The organism is Vibrio gallicus, assembly GCF_024346875.1.
Taxonomy (GTDB): domain Bacteria; phylum Pseudomonadota; class Gammaproteobacteria; order Enterobacterales; family Vibrionaceae; genus Vibrio; species Vibrio gallicus.
The window spans coordinates 437,610-457,698 of sequence record NZ_AP024872.1 but is presented as its reverse complement, the minus strand read 5'-3'; the positions used below and the strand labels follow the sequence as shown (position 1 = coordinate 457,698).

Annotated in this window: 20 protein-coding genes; 9 read left to right on the top strand and 11 right to left on the bottom strand. The window is 43.8% G+C overall.

Annotated features, from left to right (window positions below; translation table 11 throughout):
* Positions 1–55: 55 nt before the first annotated feature.
* Positions 56–1,258: an enoyl-ACP reductase FabV gene (gene fabV / locus OCU28_RS13710; RefSeq protein ID WP_261818240.1), complete on the bottom strand. Its 1,203-nt coding sequence runs from the start codon at positions 1,256–1,258 to the stop codon at positions 56–58.
* A gap of 3 nt (positions 1,259–1,261) precedes the next feature.
* On the bottom strand, positions 1,262–1,870 hold the full coding sequence (locus OCU28_RS13705; protein ID WP_261818239.1) for an arylesterase: 609 nt from the start codon (positions 1,868–1,870) through the stop codon (positions 1,262–1,264).
* Here OCU28_RS13705 and OCU28_RS13700 point away from each other — a divergent pair.
* Together OCU28_RS13700 and OCU28_RS13695 are read left to right on the top strand one after the other, a co-directional pair.
* Positions 1,869–2,576, top strand: a complete 708-nt coding sequence (locus OCU28_RS13700) for an ABC transporter ATP-binding protein (protein ID WP_261818238.1) — start codon at positions 1,869–1,871, stop codon at positions 2,574–2,576. The genes OCU28_RS13705 and OCU28_RS13700 overlap by 2 nt on opposite strands.
* Positions 2,577–2,578: 2 nt before the next feature.
* Positions 2,579–5,029: an ABC transporter permease gene (locus OCU28_RS13695; protein WP_261818237.1), complete on the top strand. Its 2,451-nt coding sequence runs from the start codon at positions 2,579–2,581 to the stop codon at positions 5,027–5,029.
* A 287-nt stretch (positions 5,030–5,316) separates the two neighbouring features.
* On the opposite strand, the gene OCU28_RS13690 is transcribed toward OCU28_RS13695, so the two are convergent.
* From OCU28_RS13690 to OCU28_RS13680, 3 genes are read right to left on the bottom strand one after another with little or no spacing between them, the layout of a single operon-like run.
* Complete coding sequence (locus tag OCU28_RS13690) at positions 5,317–6,258, bottom strand: 5-oxoprolinase subunit C family protein (protein ID WP_261818236.1); 942 nt, start codon at positions 6,256–6,258, stop codon at positions 5,317–5,319.
* Positions 6,255–6,953 (bottom strand): 5-oxoprolinase subunit PxpB, encoded by a 699-nt coding sequence (gene pxpB / locus OCU28_RS13685; protein ID WP_261818235.1) that lies wholly within the window; start codon positions 6,951–6,953, stop codon positions 6,255–6,257. Before pxpB ends, OCU28_RS13690 begins: the two co-directional genes overlap by 4 nt.
* The gene (locus tag OCU28_RS13680; RefSeq protein WP_261818234.1) at positions 6,943–7,665 is read right to left on the bottom strand and encodes a 5-oxoprolinase subunit PxpA; all 723 of its coding nucleotides are present in this window, start codon (positions 7,663–7,665) and stop codon (positions 6,943–6,945) included. Before OCU28_RS13680 ends, pxpB begins: the two co-directional genes overlap by 11 nt.
* A 119-nt stretch (positions 7,666–7,784) precedes the next feature.
* Here OCU28_RS13680 and galE point away from each other — a divergent pair, with 119 nt between their 5' ends.
* The gene (gene galE, locus OCU28_RS13675) at positions 7,785–8,798 is read left to right on the top strand and encodes a UDP-glucose 4-epimerase GalE (RefSeq protein WP_261818233.1); all 1,014 of its coding nucleotides are present in this window, start codon (positions 7,785–7,787) and stop codon (positions 8,796–8,798) included.
* 309 nt (positions 8,799–9,107) lie between these two features.
* A complete protein-coding gene (locus OCU28_RS13670; RefSeq protein ID WP_261818232.1) occupies positions 9,108–10,010 on the top strand; it encodes a LysR family transcriptional regulator in 903 nt (300 codons plus the stop codon).
* Positions 10,011–10,016: 6 nt separating this feature from the next.
* Here the strand turns inward: OCU28_RS13670 and OCU28_RS13665 are convergent, their stop codons facing one another.
* The 3 genes from OCU28_RS13665 to OCU28_RS13655 all read right to left on the bottom strand — a co-directional run bounded on the left by OCU28_RS13665 (position 10,017) and on the right by OCU28_RS13655 (position 13,776).
* The gene (locus OCU28_RS13665) at positions 10,017–10,922 is read right to left on the bottom strand and encodes a DMT family transporter (RefSeq protein ID WP_261818231.1); all 906 of its coding nucleotides are present in this window, start codon (positions 10,920–10,922) and stop codon (positions 10,017–10,019) included.
* A gap of 51 nt (positions 10,923–10,973) precedes the next feature.
* Positions 10,974–11,330, bottom strand: coding sequence for a YibL family ribosome-associated protein (locus tag OCU28_RS13660; protein WP_261818230.1), 357 nt, complete (start codon positions 11,328–11,330; stop codon positions 10,974–10,976).
* An 82-nt stretch (positions 11,331–11,412) separates the two neighbouring features.
* Positions 11,413–13,776, bottom strand: a complete 2,364-nt coding sequence (locus OCU28_RS13655; protein ID WP_261818229.1) for a bifunctional acetate--CoA ligase family protein/GNAT family N-acetyltransferase — start codon at positions 13,774–13,776, stop codon at positions 11,413–11,415.
* Positions 13,777–13,972: 196 nt separating this feature from the next.
* Between OCU28_RS13655 and OCU28_RS13650 the strand changes: the two genes are divergently transcribed.
* Entirely contained in the window at positions 13,973–14,542 is a 570-nt protein-coding gene (locus tag OCU28_RS13650) for an SPOR domain-containing protein (protein ID WP_261818228.1), read from the top strand.
* A gap of 24 nt (positions 14,543–14,566) precedes the next feature.
* Complete coding sequence (locus OCU28_RS13645) at positions 14,567–15,559, top strand: D-alanine--D-alanine ligase (RefSeq protein ID WP_261818227.1); 993 nt, start codon at positions 14,567–14,569, stop codon at positions 15,557–15,559.
* Here the strand turns inward: OCU28_RS13645 and OCU28_RS13640 are convergent.
* Positions 15,556–16,512 carry a tyrosine-type recombinase/integrase gene (locus OCU28_RS13640; RefSeq protein ID WP_261818226.1) on the bottom strand — a complete coding sequence of 319 codons (957 nt, stop codon included), beginning with the start codon at positions 16,510–16,512 and terminating at the stop codon, positions 15,556–15,558. The genes OCU28_RS13645 and OCU28_RS13640 overlap by 4 nt on opposite strands.
* Positions 16,513–16,710: 198 nt before the next feature.
* Between OCU28_RS13640 and yciH the strand changes: the two genes are divergently transcribed.
* The 3 genes from yciH (at position 16,711) to OCU28_RS13625 (ending at position 18,115) form a co-directional block, all read left to right on the top strand.
* Positions 16,711–17,022 carry a stress response translation initiation inhibitor YciH gene (gene yciH / locus OCU28_RS13635; protein WP_261818225.1) on the top strand — a complete coding sequence of 104 codons (312 nt, stop codon included), beginning with the start codon at positions 16,711–16,713 and terminating at the stop codon, positions 17,020–17,022.
* A gap of 80 nt (positions 17,023–17,102) precedes the next feature.
* Positions 17,103–17,798, top strand: a complete 696-nt coding sequence (locus tag OCU28_RS13630; protein WP_261818224.1) for an AzlC family ABC transporter permease — start codon at positions 17,103–17,105, stop codon at positions 17,796–17,798.
* Positions 17,795–18,115: an AzlD domain-containing protein gene (locus OCU28_RS13625; RefSeq protein ID WP_261818223.1), complete on the top strand. Its 321-nt coding sequence runs from the start codon at positions 17,795–17,797 to the stop codon at positions 18,113–18,115. Before OCU28_RS13630 ends, OCU28_RS13625 begins: the two co-directional genes overlap by 4 nt.
* Positions 18,116–18,190: 75 nt before the next feature.
* On the opposite strand, the gene OCU28_RS13620 is transcribed toward OCU28_RS13625, so the two are convergent.
* Together OCU28_RS13620 and OCU28_RS13615 are read right to left on the bottom strand one after the other, a co-directional pair.
* Positions 18,191–19,072, bottom strand: a complete 882-nt coding sequence (locus tag OCU28_RS13620; RefSeq protein WP_261818222.1) for an NAD(P)-dependent oxidoreductase — start codon at positions 19,070–19,072, stop codon at positions 18,191–18,193.
* A gap of 445 nt (positions 19,073–19,517) precedes the next feature.
* The gene (locus OCU28_RS13615) at positions 19,518–19,967 is read right to left on the bottom strand and encodes a Fur family transcriptional regulator (RefSeq protein ID WP_261818221.1); all 450 of its coding nucleotides are present in this window, start codon (positions 19,965–19,967) and stop codon (positions 19,518–19,520) included.
* Positions 19,968–20,089 lie beyond the last annotated feature (122 nt).

The following is a 20,089-nucleotide window of genomic DNA, read 5'->3' as shown; positions in this document are numbered from 1 at the left end:
CACCTTCGTTTGTCTATAAGGATAGTCGCGAAGCGGCAAAGGGTACAAATTACTGTTATTGTACCCCTAAAGCGATAAGCTGCTCAAGGTCAAATTCATGTTCATAATCAACACCTTCTATCTCAAATCCATTTAACTGCATAAACTCTTGTTTAAAGCCTTTATAGTCGCCCAGTAGTTTAAAATTATGTTTGGTGAGCTCACTTAATATCTGGTCGACTCTAGTTTGAACCCGTGGATTGAGCTCCAGATCATCGATTCGAATCAGTCGTTCCTGATCCACTCTCGGTGATGGGTAGAGATGAGCATTGAATAGGCGAATCATCTGTTCGATAGGTGTTTCGTGGACCCCTTGTTCTTTCATTGCTTTATACAGCGCAATGACATAGGGTGCGAAAGTAGGGATGTAAACACTGGCCTTAGTCACTAACGCTTTGCAAACTACCGCGTAAGCACTACCAGCAAATGGTGCTAGCTTTAGATTAATAGCATGACTGGTTTGATGTAGGTCAACCTTGGCTCTGCCTAGCGTTCCTTGGTGGTAGGTAGCATGGGTACTGCTTGGTCCTATATAAGAAAAAGCAATACTCTGCGCCCCTTTAGCAATAACATCGGCGTTAATCAGTTCGTCTATCCAGTTTGCCCAATCCTCGCCGCCCATTACTTTTTGAGTTTCATATATCTCTTGTTCAGTCGCAGGGGCGAGGGTACTTTCAAGCCACTGTTCACTGTCAAAGGTAATACTGGCGCCGGTTAACGACTCTCCAATCGGTTTTATGGCTGAGCGCCACAACTCGCCATTTGCTCCCGGTCTTGCCCCGGTAGCAAGGCTATAAATTATTAGGTCAACCTGTCCGTCAAATTCTTCCTTTATGGCTTGGATAACCTGCTTTCTTATGTCTTGGGCAAAGGCATCGCCATTGATATTGATAGCCTTTCGGTGCGCCTGCTGTGCACTTTGCTTAAAGTAAATATTGTTATACCAACCCGCGGTACCAACGCCTTTGTCACTGGGGCCTTTTTCATAGCTAACGCTAATGGTATCTGCTTGCGCTGCGCCAAATGCCAACGCAATCCGACTGGCAAGACCGAACCCAGAAGAGCCCCCCAATACCAGCACTCGCTTAGGTAATATGCTTTGGTCGAGAACATCATTAGCGCTGTCGACGGCTTTAATCTGATTCAATATTGCTTGCTTACAACCGAGTGGGTGGGCAGAGCGCGCAACAACACCTTTGACTATGGGTTCTATTTTCATCGTTTAGTTTCCCTTATTGATGATATTGGCAATGTTTTCAGCGACATACTGAGCAATCCATGGTTGTGCTTCTGGCTTAGGATGCAAACCATCTTGCATCATTAAATCATCATTTGTGATGATCTGTGCCAGAAAAAACGGCATAAGTGGCACGGATTGTTGCTCGCTTAGGGTAGGATAGACTTGTTCAAATGATTGCGTATAACGGCGACCATAATTTGGTGGTACTTGGATCTGCATCATAATGACTTGAGCCCCGGATTGACGGCTGATTTCAATAATTTGAGTGAGATTATTTTTGATCAGTTTAGGGGGGAAGCCTCGTAAACCATCATTAGCACCTAACTCAATCAGAACATAGCTGGGCTTATGTTGCGTAAGAAGCTGCGGAAGGCGAGCTAGGCCATTGCCAGTCGTATCTCCCGATACGCTGCCATTGATGGTTTCAATCTCAATCCCTTTATGGGCGAGTTCATCGGTTAAAAAAGACGGCCAGGCCTGATTTTCAGACATCTGGTAACCTGCGCTCAAGCTATCACCCAAAACCAATAGTGTGCTTGCTTGAGTGGAGAAGGAAAAAATAAATAAGAGTAAGGAAAATAAACGCGTCATGACTAAATCCGTAATTTGTGCTAAATCGCTAACTAAAATAGTGTCTACGAAACAAGAGCATTTAACAATCTTAAAGGATGTGAATTTAGACATCAAAGAAGGTGAAAGTGTTGCGATTGTTGGCGCATCCGGGGCGGGAAAATCCACGCTCATGACTTTGTTGGCTGGATTAGATACTGCCAGTGAAGGGGATGTTGCGTTACTAGGCCACTCGCTGACCAATATGGATGATGAAGCACGCGCTAAAATACGTAGTGATTATATTGGCTTTGTATTTCAAAGCTTTTTGTTGATTCCAAGTCTTAGCGCCCTAGAGAATGTTACGTTACCTTGTTTATTACGTGGTGAAGCAGAAGATAAACTGCGCGCTAAGGGGTTACTTGAATCTGTGGGTTTAGAACACAGGCTTGACCATGTTCCATCACAGCTATCCGGTGGCGAACAACAACGGGTAGCGTTGGCTCGTGCGTTTATGCTTCGCCCAAGAATTTTATTTGCTGACGAACCCACAGGCAATCTTGATCAACACACCGCACAAAATATCATTGAGCAGTTATTCTCTTTAAATAAGCAACACGGGACAACACTAATAATGGTGACCCACGATAGTGCGCTAGCGAGTCGCTGCGACCGAACCTTTACTATGCAAGCGGGCTCATTGGTGAGTGATTCCACATTGCAAACCTCGACCGATGAAGTGAGGTAAGGATGGAATCGACTAAAGCTGAAATACCATTGCCTGAACAACCACAACTGAATCGCCGATTATTGGCGTGGAGTTTCAAAGAGATCCGATACGGGCAGCTTTGGCCTATTTCTGTGGCGCTAACCCTTATTATTGCGTGTGTATTTGCTCTTTCAGCCCTTGCAGGGCGTATGGAACAAATTATTGTTAAGCAAGGTCGTGACGCACTCACTGCCGATCTTGTGTATCGCTCTTCCAATCCTGTGCCTCAACCACTAGTGCTTAAAGCGCAGCAATTAAAGCTAAACAATACCAGCATGGTCTCGTTCGCGACTATGGCATTTAGTCAAGACCAGATGATGCTGGTATCGGTTAAAGCGGTGGGAGATGGTTATCCATTACGTGGCGAGTTGCAATTGCAGGGAAGAGCAGATGCAAAGGGTGTCCGTCCGGGTGAGTTATGGCTAGACGAGCGGATTATCTCAGCGTTGGGGGTTGATGTGGGTGACGTTGTCACTATAGGTGACGCAGACCTTAAGGTTTCTGGGCGACTGCTACAAGAACCGGGGTTAGTATTTAACCCTTTCCAACAGATGCCAACAGCTATGATTCATGATTCTGATGTTGAACGAACCGGGGCCTTGCAAATGGGCTCTCGGGTACGCTATCAACAGTTTTTTAAGGGAGAGGATAGCGCGCTAAATCAATTACAGCAGGGGATTGAGCTGTCGCCGTCCGATCGCTGGCGCGACCAGAGTTCGCGCAGTCGAACCAATGATATTTTCACTCGCACCACGCAGTATCTATCATTGACTGTGGCGATTGTGATCATTATGGCGGCCACAACCTTAGTTTTAACCTGTCAACACTATGTAAGTGGGCGTCGCACTACGGTCGCGATGCTTAAAAGCATAGGCGCTAGTACGCATTGGATTGGTCGCTGGTTATTGACCCAAGTACTGCTTTTGATTGTGATAGGGATAGTGTTTGGAACCGGGATAGGTTATTTACTGGAGATATTACTAAGGATTCCGTTAACTGATTTACTTCCAACGCCTCTGCCTAGTTACGGCGTTTCCCCCGCGATTATTGCGATATCTACTTGCTTGTTGATTGGCGTGCCAGCATTGGGCATTCCCATGCTTAATTTACTTAACACCTCGGCAATTAATGTGATGCAACCTGCTCCAGTAAAGCAGGGTAAAAGCTGGTGGCTTATATTGGTGCCGTTTATCCCAATGCTGGTGGCGTATTCTGACAATACCTTAGTATGGATAGTTTTATTTGGTATTAGCGTATTGTTTGTGGTGTTGGCCTTATCGGCGGTATTGGTATCTCGGCTTATTGGTCGGTTCAAGTTACGGCCTGCGCTTGCCCTTGCTGTCAGTCGTATAAACCGCTCATGGGTTGCCAGTGGGCTTCAGTTTGGCGCACTTGGATTGTCTTTAATGTTGCTAGCTATCGTGTGGTTGGTCAGAACAGACTTGCTGCAAGATTGGCAAAGCACCCTACCTGCGGATGCACCCAATGCCTTTGCTATCAACATCGCGCCTTATGAAATAGATGATTACCTTGCGCTAATCGACAAACAAGGGATAGCGCGCTCACAGGCTTATCCGATAATTCGGGGCAGGTTGAGTGAGATAAATGGTCTTGACGCTAAGCAGGTTGCAGGGGATTCAGATACCGATTCGGTGCGTCGTGAGCTTAATCTAACTTGGGCAAATGAATTACCACTTCATAATGAGGTGTTGGCGGGAGAATGGGGAAGCGATAACGGCGTGTCAGTGGAATCCGAGGTCGCCCAATCCTTGGGGTTAGAGATAGGTGATAAGTTAACCTTTGTTATCAATAGCCAATCAATCACCGCCATCGTAAATTCTATTCGTAAGGTCGAATGGAGGGAAATGAAACCCAATTTTTACTTTATCTTTGCGCCACAACTTACTCAAGATATACCCGGTGCGTATATGGTCTCGTATCGACTACAAGATAAAGACAATCGGTTTATTCAAGCCCTTTCAGCACAATTTCCGACGGTAAGCTTATTAGATATCCGAATTATGGGAAACAAGATCCAAGCCTTGTTAGAGCAGATTGCGTGGTCAATTACGGTGCTTGCAGTGCTGGGAGTAGTTGCGGGTATGCTACTTATCTTCACTTTACTTCGTCTTAGTATCACACAGCGACAGATGGAAATTCGCTTGTACCGAACGCTAGGCGCAAGCCGAAAACGCATATCCGACACCTTATGGTTTGAGTATGGCCTTATGGCGTTAATTGCTGGAGCAATAGCCAGCGTGGCGGCCGATGCGAGCGTCGCGGGAGTGCTTTACTTTGGATTCGATCTACAGCCCAATATTCATCCACAGCTTTGGATTTGGTTACCTGTTATCACCTTTATAATGTTGGCTTTGGTGGTTAATAGCTTGATTCGTCAGTTGTTAATTCCGGTAAAAAATGGCGCGCTATAAAGGAGGGATCTCTTGTATAGCAAGGGCTTACGTTAACCGATTAGTTACAACCCTAAGTGGATAAATCAGTAATGACTACCGGTGTATACCTAATTAATATTATCCACACCATTTGTGGATAACTGTCGGGATAACTTATTTTAAAGGGTAGCGTAGTGACACGCTGCCCTTTATTATTGGGCGCTAGCAGCTTTTGGTTATGCACAGTCAGGGAAATGTAAAAAATGCCGAAAATCGGTCAAGCATTTTTTTATAATTTTATTGGAAACATAAGTGTTAAAAAAGCATCAATTGTTAAGAGGTTGGTTGAAATATTGCAACCAGTCTTGATACTGCTTGCGGCAGTTTTCAAGGTCAGCGGGATGAAACTTTACCCTTTGTCCAGGTTTAGCCTGAGCCAATTTACTGATGTCCATACGCACCACATTGCCGAGTTTGTGATAGCCACCTATGGTTTGGCGTTCGCAAAGCATAATAATGGGGTGACCACTGCTTGGGACTTGAATTGCGCCAAGGGTTATAGGCTCAGATATTAGATCAGTTTGTGGTGCTAACAAGGGCTCACCCTGCAACTGATAACCCATTTTATCGGCCGCTGCTGTTATCTTATATGGTGTAGTAAATAGTTTTACTAATTCTGTTTTTGCAAAGCCGTCGACTTGGGAACCTAGTGTCACGCGCAGGTCAATAGTGTCGCTATATTGTGGAACATAGTCCGCTGACACAAAGGCGTGCTTGAGAGTGGTGCGGGGCGTATTACAATAAAGTATATCTTGGAACTGCAAAGACGAACCATCACCTTTGAGCCCACCAAGTTGCTGAATTTTAGAGGTTGAGACACTGCCACTATCAGATTTTGCAATGAGCCCTCCATTAAAAGCGACATAGTTTCTTAGCCCATCTCTGGGTACCCCAATAACTAAGTGTTGTCCGGCAGCTGCGTAATAGGTTTGCCATGATGCGATTGGTGTTTGGTCTAGACAGGCGTTATTTTTGGCTCCTGACACACTAAAGTGAGTAGCTTTTAAGAATTTGAGCTCTAGACCACCCAAAGTTACCTCAATTACCGCACTGTTAAATAGGTTACCCAGTAACTTATTAGCCCAATGAAAGGCATATTCATCGGCAACGCCACCCTGACTCATACCGTAATGTGCCAACCTACAGCGACCGCTATCTTGAATAGAGCAGCCTTGGTGAGCGCGAACAACGACCGCAGTAGCAATCAAATCACGCCTCCCATTAGTAGAAAGTCGGATTTGCTTATAGAGGTAAATCTAACCTTGTCGCCAACCTTTAATAAGCAAGGATTTTGATGTTTCGGTTGGTATAGGGACAGTGGTGTTTTGCCAATTATGTTCCATCCTCCGGGAGAAGCGCTCGGGTAAATTGCGGTTTGATTGGCCGCTATCGCAACGCTTCCGGCCGCAACGTAGGGGCGAGGAGTCGGATTTCTGGGCATTTGCAGATCCGTGGCTACCTCGGCCATAAATGCAAAACCTGGGGTAAAGCCCAGCGCATAAACAAGGTAATCGATACTGGTGTGCAAACGAATTACATCATCAACAGCTAGCCCATTACCTTGATAGAGGTTTAAATCTAAACCGGTCTCTAGGCCATAATAGGTGGGCACTTCAATCACCCTAGTTGGTATAGGAGTCGCTAACGTACTGTTATCAGGGCACAATAACTTAGATATTTGCCAAGTGATGGTATCTGATTCAAACCGCAGTGGATCAAATTCGAGTAGCAAGGTGGTGTAACTGGGTACAAGCTGGTGCAGACTATCTTGGAAGTGATGTTGAATTACTGTCGCTACCTGTTGAATCGTAATGGGTAATGATGGTGTTATCTGCGACGAAAAGCGCAGTAATATGGAAAATTCTCCGACATGTTCTATACAAAAGTATGGCTTATTTTGCATCTAATATAAGCCTTGCTTTAGATGCAATCATCATAGCGTTTGGGTTATCACCATGGATACACAGCGACTGCGCATAAATTGGGATTGAGGTGCCATCGCTTGCTGTAATCCTTTGCATTACAAAGCCTTTCATTTGTTGCTCGATCTCGTTCCAATCATGGAGAACAGCGTTGGGATGGGAGCGCGGTACTAATAACCCATTGGCTAGATATCGACGGTCTAGAAATGCTTCTTTAATCAGTGTAACGCCGCATTGTTGCGCTAATTGATCAAGCTTCACGTTTGGCGTAGCGAGGACCATTAACGGCAGGTCGAGTGTCGTGGCAGCTCTTAATATAGCTTGGTAGATATCGATATTGGTCATCATGTCGTTGTATAACGCGCCGTGAGGCTTGATGTAACTAACGGCAGTACTATAAAGCGCGCAGATCCCGTTCAATGCACCAACTTGATACAAAATAGCATTGGTGATCTGTTGTGAGGTATGGGGTATTGAGCGCCGCCCAAAACCATGCAGGTCGTGATAGCTTGGGTGTGCGCCAATGCTAACCTTGTGTTGCTGGGCCAGGCGCACCGTTGTTTGCATAACATCAGGGTCTGACGCATGAAAGCCACAGGCAATATTGGCCATATCAATATAAGGCATTATTCCTTGGTCTTGACCCATGGTCCAGGCAGAAAAGCTTTCACCCATGTCGCAATTTAGATTCATTGTATGATTAAGTTATTGTTTAATTGGAATTAAGTATAGATTCTTTAATCGGTTTTTTGCTATCTCGCGGCTGTTTCTTTAATATAGCGTTATTCACATCACATTGAGTCAGTATTTAGATGAACGTATTAGTAACCGGCGGTATGGGCTATATCGGTAGCCACACATGTATTCAGCTTCTCCAAGCCAACATAACTCCTATCATCTTTGACAACCTGTATAACAGTAAAGCCAGTGTTACTTCACGCTTACATGAGGTAACGGGTCAAGAGCTTGCTTTTGTTAAAGGTGATATCCGCGATAAAGAACTATTGGTTTCAACTATGCGCCAGTACAATATTGATGCGGTTATCCATTTCGCTGGCTTAAAAGCTGTGGGTGAATCAGTGCAAAAGCCATTGGAATACTATGACAACAATGTGAATGGTACATTAGTTTTGGTCGATGCAATGCGAGAGGCTGGTGTAAACAGCTTGATCTTTAGCTCGTCGGCTACGGTTTATGGTGACCCACATACTGTGCCTATCACAGAAGACTTCCCAACCAGCGCGACTAATCCATACGGACGTAGCAAGTTAATGGTTGAGGAATGCCTTACTGATTTCCAAAAAGCTAACCCGGATTGGAGTATCACTTTGCTACGTTACTTTAACCCTGTTGGCTCGCACCAAAGTGGTCGTTTAGGCGAGGATCCCCAAGGAATTCCTAATAATCTGATGCCATTTGTGGCGCAAGTAGCGGTGGGCCGTCGAGAGTACCTATCAGTATTTGGTGACGACTATGCAACTCCAGATGGTACCGGGGTGCGCGATTACATCCATGTTATGGATCTTGCAGATGGTCATATCGCGGCGCTAACTAAAGTCGGCGACCGCAGTGGACTACATACCTTTAATCTAGGAACGGGTAATGGTTCAAGCGTATTAGATATGGTTAAAGCGTTTGAGCAAGCTAGCGGTAAAAGTATCGCATATAAGATTGCTCCGCGTCGCGCTGGAGATATTGCCGAGTGCTGGGCTGATCCGGCCAAGGCTGAAAAAGAGCTAGGATGGAAAGCAACCCGCAGTTTACAACAAATGACACAAGATACATGGCGTTGGCAATCGGAAAATCCGAATGGTTACCCTGAATAATTCCGAATAAACGATGTAAATATTTCCTCATATGTTGTTACACTATTGGTAGAGTTTTGTTTCGGGACACGGAACGTCAGGTCTGAATTAGACATATCTTGTATATATAGTGGGGAATATAATGGAATTAGCGTTAATTGTTACGTTTATTGTGTCAGCGGTTGTTATGCTTAAAAAAGAGATAAACGCTAACAAATAACTTTTTGATAGCCACTCCTTTTCATTTACAATTTAAGCTATCTGTAAGCCAACTCAACCGAGTTGGCTTTTTCGTATTTACTAAACGGAGCAATCCACAAAAGGATTTTGATGATCACCCCAATCACGTTAGAAGCGATGCATATCTTGGACGCAATTGAGCGAAGAAGCAGCTTTTCTGCGGCAGCAGAAGAGTTAGACCGTGCACCATCCTCATTGAGCTATCAAATCCAGAAGTTAGAGCAAGAGCTTGATATTGTTATCTTTGATCGCTCAGGCCATAGAGCTAAACTTACGCCCGCAGGGCGGGTTTTATTAGACAAAGGGCGCATGATTCTAACCGCAACACAAGAAATGATAGCCGATGCTAATAGTGTAGCAAATGGCTGGGAATTAGAGCTTACCATCGCCTTTGATGGGGTGATCCCGGTCTCGCATTTTTTTCCGTTAGTCGAAGAGTTGGGTAAGCGCAGCAAGACCAGACTCAAGCTTCAAGAGGAGATCTTAGCAGGTAGCTGGGAGTCATTGAGTAGTGATAGGGCGGATATTCTCGTTACACCCAAGATAGGAAATATGTTGCCTGAGGCAAAGATACAAACTATAGGTAATATAGGTTTTACTTGGGTTGCCGCACCATCGCATCAAGTACATAAACGTAGTAGTGAGTTTGATCGCGAGGCACAAACCAAATATAGGGTGATTGCGATTGCGGATTCAGCCAGAACTAACCCAGTTAGAAGTATTAATGTGTTGGAAAAACAATCACGCCTAACGGTATCCAACTTTGCAGCAAAACTAGAAGCGCTAGAAATGGGGCTTGGTATTGGCACTTTATCCACTCATGTTGCGCAACAAAAAATCGAGCAGGGAAAGCTAAAGCGCATAGAGGGCAGTGAACATGGAAACCTTGAACTGATTGTGGCTTGGAAGCGTAATCAGATGGGTAAAGCTAAGGCATGGGTTATTCGTAACCTATCCAAGATATGCGATCTTGAGTTATTGGATAGGAAATAACTCTGATTAATCGTGTGAGCGACCTTTAAACGCCAAGGCGATACGCTGACCAAATACATTCACCATTGCGCCGATTACTATCAGTGCCGCGCCTATATAGGTAGATATCGTAGGGCTTTCTTGAAATAACCATATGCCGAGCAGCGCAGAAAAAATAATCTGTACGTAAGAGTAGGCCGATGCCTGTCCTGCGGCTTGGGTTTGCATCGCTTTGGTTAATCCAAATTGGCCAATCTGAGTAAATATTCCCACTAAAACCAGTAATAGAATCATATTCATACTTGGCAAAATGAGGGTATCCCACCCTAAAACCAGTGAAACCGGTAGGGCTATTAGCGGAAAATAAAAGATAATTACAGAGCTATCTTCGCTATTGCTTAGCTTTCTTACGATCACATAAGCGATAGAACTACCCAAAGCACCCAGCAAGGCTACCATGATACTAAAGGGTGGCAATTCACTTGTGGTAGGGTTTGCCATTGATGGTTGGACAATAACGATTAAACCGACCAAGCAAAGGGCTATGCAAGCTATCGTAGGTAGCTTAATGGTCTCTTTTAAGAACAATAAACCGAGAAGTGCGGTAAATACGGGATGGGTGTATTGTAAAATCGTTGCTTCAGCCAATGGCAAAGTCGTAATCGCATAATAGACACACATCAATGCCATAGAGCCAACCACACCGCGTAAAATAAGCAAAGGCTTGTTGTTTCCCCAAATGGAGATCCGTTTTCTTTTTACGTCAGCATAACTAATGACCAAAGATACCAGTGCACGCGCTGCAACAATCTCAAATACGGGTACTCCGTGGTTGGAGACGTATTTAACACAAGCGGACATGAAGGCAAAGCCGAGTGCTGATAACAGCATGAAACGGACACCAGTAGGTATCAATGAGTGTGTTGTGGGCATGATTACTTTATACAACTGAACTGCGCGTCATGGACGCGCAGTGGGGGGAGATTAGAATTTTTTTGGAGCGAAACCTGTCATTACGTCAACGCGTAATTCTTTACCTAGTTTGGTCGTAGGGTGTACAACAACCAGTCCTTTGACAGAGCGTTTTAGTTTACCCATATCTGCTTGTTCTGCTTTGGTAATTTCACGAGAAAAAGGCATATCAAGTAGAGTCTTGCGTTCCTTGTTCATGTCGTAGCTTTGCTTATGCTTAAGCGTATTTGCTTTTTTGGTAAGCTTTTCAATTTCATCAGTAAATTTACTGATCATTTCCTGATCGCTACGTGATTTAGCCGCGTCGAGTTTACGCTTACAGGTTTCGATGCGGTTATGTAGATTTTGTAGCTCTTGCTTAGTTGACATGAAAATATTCTCGTTAGCTCAGGGTAAAGGCCGAGGATTGTAACATAGCACCATCCGTATTCTTAGCCTAAAACGGTATTATTTAACTAAAATCTAGCTTCATTTCGGCAATCCCTTCTTCAAAGTCGACCGCGACACTAAAGCCCAATGCTTGCGCTAGCCCTATCATTCCGCGGTTGGTAGGCATAGTGACCCCCTCTAAGCGCTTAAGGCCTTTGTTGCGGCTGTGTTGTATCGCCGCTTGCATTAGTATTTTACCTAACCCGACTCCTTTTTTATCAGAGCGTATCAATACCGCAAACTCAGCCACATTGTTACGGATATTGGTAATAACTCTAGCCACACCTATGATATCTCCGTCCAATTCGGCAATGAACGCCATTTCACGGTCATAATCAATTTGAGTGAGATTTGCGAGAGCCATATGGTCGAATTCACCCACGTCACTAAAGAAACGCTTATACAGATCTTCTTTGCTTACCTTGCTAATAAACGCCGCGTGGTTCGGTTCGTCTTCTGGACGAATAGGTCTAATTGTAACCTTAGTGGCGTCTTTTAGTTGGGTGCTTTGTTCGAGTTCAACAGGGTAGGCTTTTATGGCGAAGGTTGATTCCTTGGCTGAGGTTTCTAACCATGCGTCAATGTAGTTGAGTTGATGTTGGCTATCAAACACCCCAGCCAGTGTTATCCCGCTAATGCACGGTAAATCAATGACCATCTGCGAAAAAGAGACTAAGTTTCGAGTTAATTGGTCAAACCTCGTTTCAGATAAAGGGGCTAATTTTTGTTGCTTTAGGGCATCTTTTATCAGGGTTTGAGCAAGCTTTTGATTGAGTGGTGGTAGGCCAATGGTCAGTAAATGGTCTTGTGCATCGTCCAATCGTGAAAGGGCAATCACGGCACCGAAGGTAGGGTCATTATACATTTTGATATAAAGGTCGACTGGCCGTAACTGAGTGATCAGATTCAAGTCGTAGTGACTGAGAATTCGGTGTGCCACCTCTCTTGAAATGGAACCAGATACAGAGTCAAGAATTGAGACAACCTCAGTAAGTGGCTGACGCGCTTTGGTGATGGATAATGGTGTCTCCATAAGCTGGATCTGACTGGCGCGATAGCGAATAAGGTGCATAAATGCCGTGACACTGCTTTCTGGGGTGCGATAGGTAGGAATTCCTGCCTCGGCGAACAGGTTACGCGCTTGCTTGGCACTGGTTTCACCTAACCAATTGGTTAATAAATTAATTCGTTGTCGTTTAGGGTGGCGCTGGTAGGTATCAAGAATGGTTTGCGCAACATAAACCGGGTCAGCAAGTGCTGTTGGACTATACATAACGAGGATGGCATCCACGCAGTCGCTTTCCATTAGATGCTCTAATACCTGAGATAGCCGGCTAACCTGGTCTTCTCCTGATATATCAATCGGATTACAGTGACTAGATTGATTACCGGTTAGGCTGTTTATCTTGTCCTGGGTTGCATCATTGAGTTGCGCTAACTTACCCCCAAGTCGATATAGGGTATCGGTAGCGATTACCGCAGGGCCCGAGCCATTGGTAATGATGGCTAATCTCTTACCTTTAAGAGGAACAGAATGAGTCAAGGTTTCTGCGGCCGCAAATAGCTCATGGGTTGAGAATACCTGTAAAATCCCACTGCGCTCAAATGCGGAATCGTATACAACATTAAGAGATTTAAGGCCACCGTGATGCTGAATCGACAGCGATTTTGATGCGTCATTACGCGCGCCTTTTAACACCAAGATTCGCTTGTTCCGCGCACATGAACGCGCCGCTGAAATGAAGCTTCGCGCATCTTTAATATGTTCAATATAGAGCAATATTGCTTCTGTTTTGCTGTGCATTGCAAGGTAATCAATAACCTCTGACACCCCCACATCAGCCATACTACCGATAGAAATATAGGCTGAAAAGCCGATGTTCTTCTCTGCCGCCCAATCTAAGATGGTACTCCCCATTGCCGCTGACTGAGATACAAAGGCTATTTTCCCTGGTAACACCGGGGTTGGTGATAGAGAGGCGTTGAGATTTGCCCAAGGTAAAATGATACCCAGGCTGTTTGGGCCCAACAAACGGATTTTGTAGCGCGCCGATAATGCTCTGAGTGTAGAGAATTTGCTTGGGTCGTAAAAAGTATTGGCAATAATTATCGCGACGCGTACGCCGGAGGTGCGCATTTGTTCAAACAGTATCTCGTCATCAAAATGCTCAATGCAAATCACAGCAAATTCTGTGCTTATGGGCAGCTCGCTCAATGATGGATAACACAATATCCCTGCCACAGAGGTATGTTTTGGATTGACGGGTAAGATAGTTCCGCTGTAATCACTTTTTAGCAGGTTTTTTATGATCACGTTACCCGCAGAGCGAGGTTGGTTGGACGCTCCGATTATGGCAAGGCTTCTAGGATTGAATAACGAGTCCATCACAGTTCCGTAGTGAGATATCTGAGCGATGGTTTAATATTAATCTAAAACGTATCGATATTTTGTGGCTTTTGTTATGGATTAGTAAAATGTGCGTATGTGATCACAACAGATTATCGAATCAAATGACTATTTCCTTGCTTATCAATCAGATGATGGCATCATTTTATAAAATCTTAAGGATAGAGCCCTTGTTATGAAAAAAATTGCCATTATCAGTATCGCGTTATTGTTGGGAGCTTGCAGCTCGAGTGATGAATATCAAACTCAAGTTGAATCAGAGGGCTACCAAGAGCAGTTCCAACAGCAACCACAAGTTGTTGATCCAGTAGAGCAACCATCCGCAGCCCAAGATGAAGACGACGTAGTAGTAAACCAGCCGGTCGTTCAGGACCAACAAGCGATCTCAGAACAAGAGGTTGCAGCTACACCTGTCGCGGTAGACGAGTCACAACCACAAACTGATGATGCAAACAAACAAGCGCCAAGCCAAGGGTTTGCCATTCAATTGGCGACGTTGTCTGATCATGATAAAGCGATGGCGTTTGCTAAGAGCCTGAATTTAGACTCCTCATTATGGGTGCAACAAAAACAAATATCCGGAAAAACTGTCTATTCAGTGGTAATGGGCGACTTTGGTGATTATGACCAAACTAAGGCGACAATCGCAGCGATGCCACAAGACTTACAAAAATTAAAGCCATTTGTTAAAAACTTCTCCGATAGCGAGCTTTCTGACACGCAAAGCTTTGAGTTGATTAAGTAATTATTGAGTTAGGTATAAATAATAATGTCAAAAATTAATGTGCTGTTATTGTGCGGCGGCGGTTCTTCAGAACATGAGGTTTCATTAGTTTCTGCAGACTATGTGCAACAACAATTAGCGTTAACCGCGGAGTTTAATGTTGTTCGTGTCGAGCTTAAGAATGATAAATGGGTACTTAGTGATGGGAATGAATGTTACCTAGATATCCATAGTTCAGAGTTAGTCGATCAACAAAAACGCACGCACCTTGATTACATTGTCCCTTGTATTCATGGTTATCCGGGCGAAACTGGCGATATTCAATCGCTGTTTGAACTGGCTAACATCCCGTATTTAGGCTGTGGACCAGAGGCAAGCAGTAATAGCTTCAATAAAATCACCTCTAAGCTTTGGTATGATGCAATTGATGTTGCCAATACACCCTATTTATTCCTAACTCAAAATAACCCGCACAGTATTGAGAAAGCGCAGCAAGCGTTTGAACAATGGGGTGGGCTGTTTGTTAAAGCTGCTCGCCAAGGCTCTTCTGTTGGTTGTTACAAGGTCACGTCAGAGGGTGCGGTTGCAACAGCGATTCAAAACGCATTTGGCTATTCAGACCAAGTGTTAGTTGAGAAGACCGTAGTTACCCGCGAACTTGAGGTTGCTGCTTATCAGTATAACGGTGAGCTTATTGTCACACCGCCTGGAGAAGTGGCCGCACCGGTTGATAGCTTCTACACCTATGAAGAAAAATACAGCTGTGATAGCCATGCAGTTACTGAAGTTGAGGCAAAAGGACTCACTGAGCAACAACTTGAGCTCATTGAACAATATTCTCGACGCGTTTTCACCCAGATGGGGCTTAAGGATTTGTCGCGAATTGATTTCTTTTTAACCCAAGAAGGCGATATTTACTTGAACGAGGTGAATACCTTCCCGGGGATGACACCTATTTCAATGTTCCCGAAAATGGTGATAAACAACGGACATCAATTTTCTGAATTCCTTGCTCAAGCGATAAAACGCAGCCTTTAATCCCAAGGTTTTATGGTCTTGAATCGTAAGCGCTCTTTGTCTGCCATTACCTGTTTACCTAGGTATTGGGCAGGCATTGCAGGACTAACCCAGCGTCCAAATTCCGTGATGTCTGTTATGTGATATCCCTGTGCGGACAACTGTTTTACTGCGCCAACTCGCGCCGATTGTCCGGTAAACTTGGTATTCACATTAAGCCTTTGTTCAATTGCACGAAATACGCGGTAGATAGACGAAGCATCTAGAGCCATATCACCTATATTGCCGTGACGATCGAGTCGCCTAAATACCGGCCCGCTGTGCTCGGCAATCATTAGCATCCAACTACCTAAAATATCACTGCTGGCCTGAGATAACTGATAGGTCTGTTCGCCAAAACGGATCCAATAGTAGGGCGCTTTGTATTGTAGCTGTGCAAATTGAAGCGCTCTTAACTCGCTCCGTTTTAGGGCACATTCAAACATAACTGAGACAAGGGCGACATCTCTTAGCGTTTTAAGGTCGCTGTCACTGCTTAACTGCTGTTGTAGTATCTGCAAATGTTGTCGGTCAAAAGAGGGGGCTTGACGAGCGTCGCCTTTTTTATCTAAACGAGTTTGCGCCATATTTAGCTTAATCTGCCGGTGATTACATGGGTCTTTGTGGTCGTGAAAACGATGCACTAACCCTATGCTAATGGCAGTACGTTTGATTGTGGAGTACTTCTTGGTCTTGGCTTGCTTGTCGAGAAACAACCTAACTGCGATAGTCGAAGCCGGTAGGGCAACTACGTTATTGTTATGGCAAAACTCCACAAAGTGGTTCCAATCATTTGTCATAGATAACAATGAGTTGTGGCTATATTGCTGCACGGTTAATTGATTTAAATCTTCAATTGAGACCAAGGAGTTAAATCTGGCACAGCTCAATTGCCGCATTTGAACATCAACGATGGGGATACACTTCTTTCTCATCTAACGCACTATAACTAATATATTGTATGTCTTAACAATAAACCAAATCGCGCCAAATATCCAATGTATTACCTGGCTTCTATTCTATAGTGATACACACAGAGACTTCATCAATTTTTCAACCAACACTGCGATCAACGCTGAGCTTCGTTCGTAAAAATGATAATATTAACTATCACAAATTATTAGGGCATATCCATGAGTCTCGTATATTCAACCGAAGTTGGCAGAATCAAACCAGAACAAGAGAAAGTACAGCGCGAAAAAGGTGATGGCGTGGTACGAATTCAAAGACAAACTAAAGGTCGCAAAGGCAAGGGCGTGTGTTTAGTTACCGGTTTAGATCTTGATGATGTAGGGCTTAAGTTGATGGCTGCGGAACTTAAAAAAGTATGCGGTTGTGGTGGGTCGGTCAAAGACGGCGTTATCGAAATTCAAGGCGATAACAGAGACAAGATCAAACTACACTTAGAAAAGAAAAATTTTACCGTTAAACTTGCTGGCGGTTAATCTCCATCCCACTATTTAAGAGAGCCTCTTAAAATAGAGGCTTTTTGTGTTTTAATACCTAGATAAAACATCGAGAGAAGATGACAACTAAAAGTCACAAAAAATACGCACTTAAAGGCGCTATTGCTATGATCCCTTTAAGTGTTGCGGTCATTCCTTGGGGCCTATTAGCAGGCTCATATGCCATCGACTCAGGGCTAAGCCCGTTAGAGAGTCAGGCATTATCAACTATCTTGTTTGCTGGATCAGCACAACTGGTCATCACTGGGATGCTAAAGGCAGGCGCTGGAATGGTAACCATGCTGCTAACTACGCTGTTTATCACTTCAAGGCACTTTTTATATAGTGTATCGATGCGCGATCGGATTAGCCCATTGTCATTGAAATGGCGTTTGATCCTCGGTTTCTTATTAACAGATGAACTGTTTGCTATCTGCGGTAATCAATCAAAAGATAGGTTTAACACTTGGTATGCGCTTGGCGCAGGACTGAGCTTTTATTTATGCTGGAATATCGCAACCTTAGTTGGCATTGTGGCCGGAAGTTATCTTCCTATTTTAAGCGAATTAGGGTTGGAGTTTGCGGTAGCCGCCACCTTTATCGCTTTAGTCGTACCCGCAATTAAGGACTCTCCGACGTTAATCGCTGTACTGGTCGCCTTGTTCCTATCGGTGGGACTTCATCTATTAAACATTGAAGGGGCTCTTATGCTCTCAAGCCTTGGTGGAATGTTAGCCGGCTTTGCTGCAGAGAAAGTGAAGGGGAGTCAGCTTTGACTTTAATAACAATCTTCATACTTGCAAGCTTGGTTTTTTTCAGTCGTTATCTTTTCCTGGAGCCTAAACTGCCACTCAGGATTGCGCCTTGGTTGCAGCGGATCCTAAGTTATTCAGGGCCTACCGTTTTGACCGCTATCACGGCGCCAATTGTATTTACGCCGCAAGATACATTATGGGTTTCTTTATACAATCCATATCTTCTGTGTGCCATATTAGCCATCATCATTATATATAGAACTCATAACGTACTGTTGACCACAGTAGTTAGCATGATGATCTTCTTAGTGCTTAATAACCTGGTATTTACTCATTAACATTCAGTCAAAATTTGGCACAAAAAAAGCCCCGTTAATAACGGGGCTTAATAATATCTATCAGATTATCTGAGATTACTTCTTAAGGTTAGTGAAGTAGTCGAAGATAACTGGTACGTCGTTTTGACCCATGCCTGCATCAACAGCAGCTTGTAGGCTAGTAGAAGTACCTTGAGCGATTAGAGACTCAGTACCTAGCTCTTCACATAGTGCAAGGAAGTAACCAAGGTCTTTGTTTGCGTTAGCAACAGAGAAACCTAGTTTTTCTTCGCCATCTACAGCGTAGAATTTGCAGAACTGCATGAATGGAGAGTTAGAAGGACCAGCTGACATTATGTCAAATAGTTGCTGACCGTCAACGCCTGCTAGTTTAGCAACTGCGAACGCTTGAGACATAGTAGCAACAGTAGTCATACCCATGAAGTTGTTAACAAGCTTAGTAACGTGACCTGCACCTAGAGCACCTAGGTGGAATACGTTTTCGCCTTGTTCGTCAAGAACTGGTTTAACTTTGTTGAAAGTATCGATGTCGCCAGCAGCCATGATGTTAAGAAGACCATCTTTAGCGTGAGCAGGAGTACGACCTAGAGGAGCATCGATCATGCCAGCGCCTTTAGCAGCAAGGTCAGCACCAATCTTCTTAGTAGAAGCAGGGATAGAAGTACCGAAGTCGATTAGAGTTTTGCCTTCAGACATACCCGCTAGGATACCAGTTTCGCCGTAAACAACTTTCTCAACAACTTCAGAAGTTGTTAGGCAAAGCATTACGATGTCAGATTTTTCAGCAAGTTCTTTACCAGAAGTTGCTTGAGATGCATTACCACGAGCTAGAACAGCTGCAACTGCATCTTTGTTTAGATCCATTACGTTTACTTCAAAACCGCGGGTTTGAAGGTTTTCTACCATGTTGCCGCCCATAAGGCCAAGGCCGATGAAACCAATTACTGGTTTAGTCATGTCTAACTCCTAATTCATATACTATTGTATTACTATTTATGAGGATAATATACTTTGCCTTAGATTTACGCAATGACTCAGAGGCCAAAAGTGTTAAATAGGTCGCGTTTCTTGATTTGATGTCGTCCAAAACAGGTGCCTAATCGCATATTAGTATAGGCAATACCTGAGTTTATAAGCACTTTTTTTAAAAATTCTTTAAACGCAGGTAAGTGTTACTAGATATGAATAGGGATAATAACGACGCTTAAAAGACCAAATATGCACCGTTTCAATAGAAGAATATCACTCGAAAATAGGGTTATATTGTAATATTAATTAGATCAAGTTCGAATGAGTCTATCACCTGTATATACACACAAATCAGGCAAGATTGAGGATAAAGCTAAGTTGTGCGTTTACACCGGTCTGAAAAATATGAGCAATAAAAGTATCCGCAATAAAACTATGCGCAATCGTTACAAAGACAATTCATCTCTAACTGTTGACTGGAAAGCGTGTAACCAGCTTGCTGCGCGCAAGATTGCAGCTCGGCCATAGTAGATTGACTGATACTGAACTCAGAAACCTTATTACAGTTACTACAAATAAAGAATTGCGGAACCCCGTGGTCGTGTTGGCAGGTAATATGAGAACATGCGACATATTTATTGGCTAGGCTTAGTTTATGTACTAACGACTCAGCCTCTAAAAACTCGAGAATGCGGTACATAGACATTGCAGGTACCGTAATATCAAACTCCTGTTTGCAGTAATCGATTAGCTCATAAGCAGATAATGCTTTTTTAGACAGTACCAAACCAGATAAAATCTGCTTACGCTTTGTAGTTAAGCGAGAGCCTCGATCCTTACAAACCGATTCTGCATGGTTAATGATATCGTCTAATTGCGTCATTGAAATTACCTGTAAAAGCGAGCATAGCCTCATAGAGCCTGTATGATATAACATACAGAGCAGTTTCCATAATCCATATTAAAGAACTCTAAGTTTCTATTCAAATGTTGATATTTTTGGCG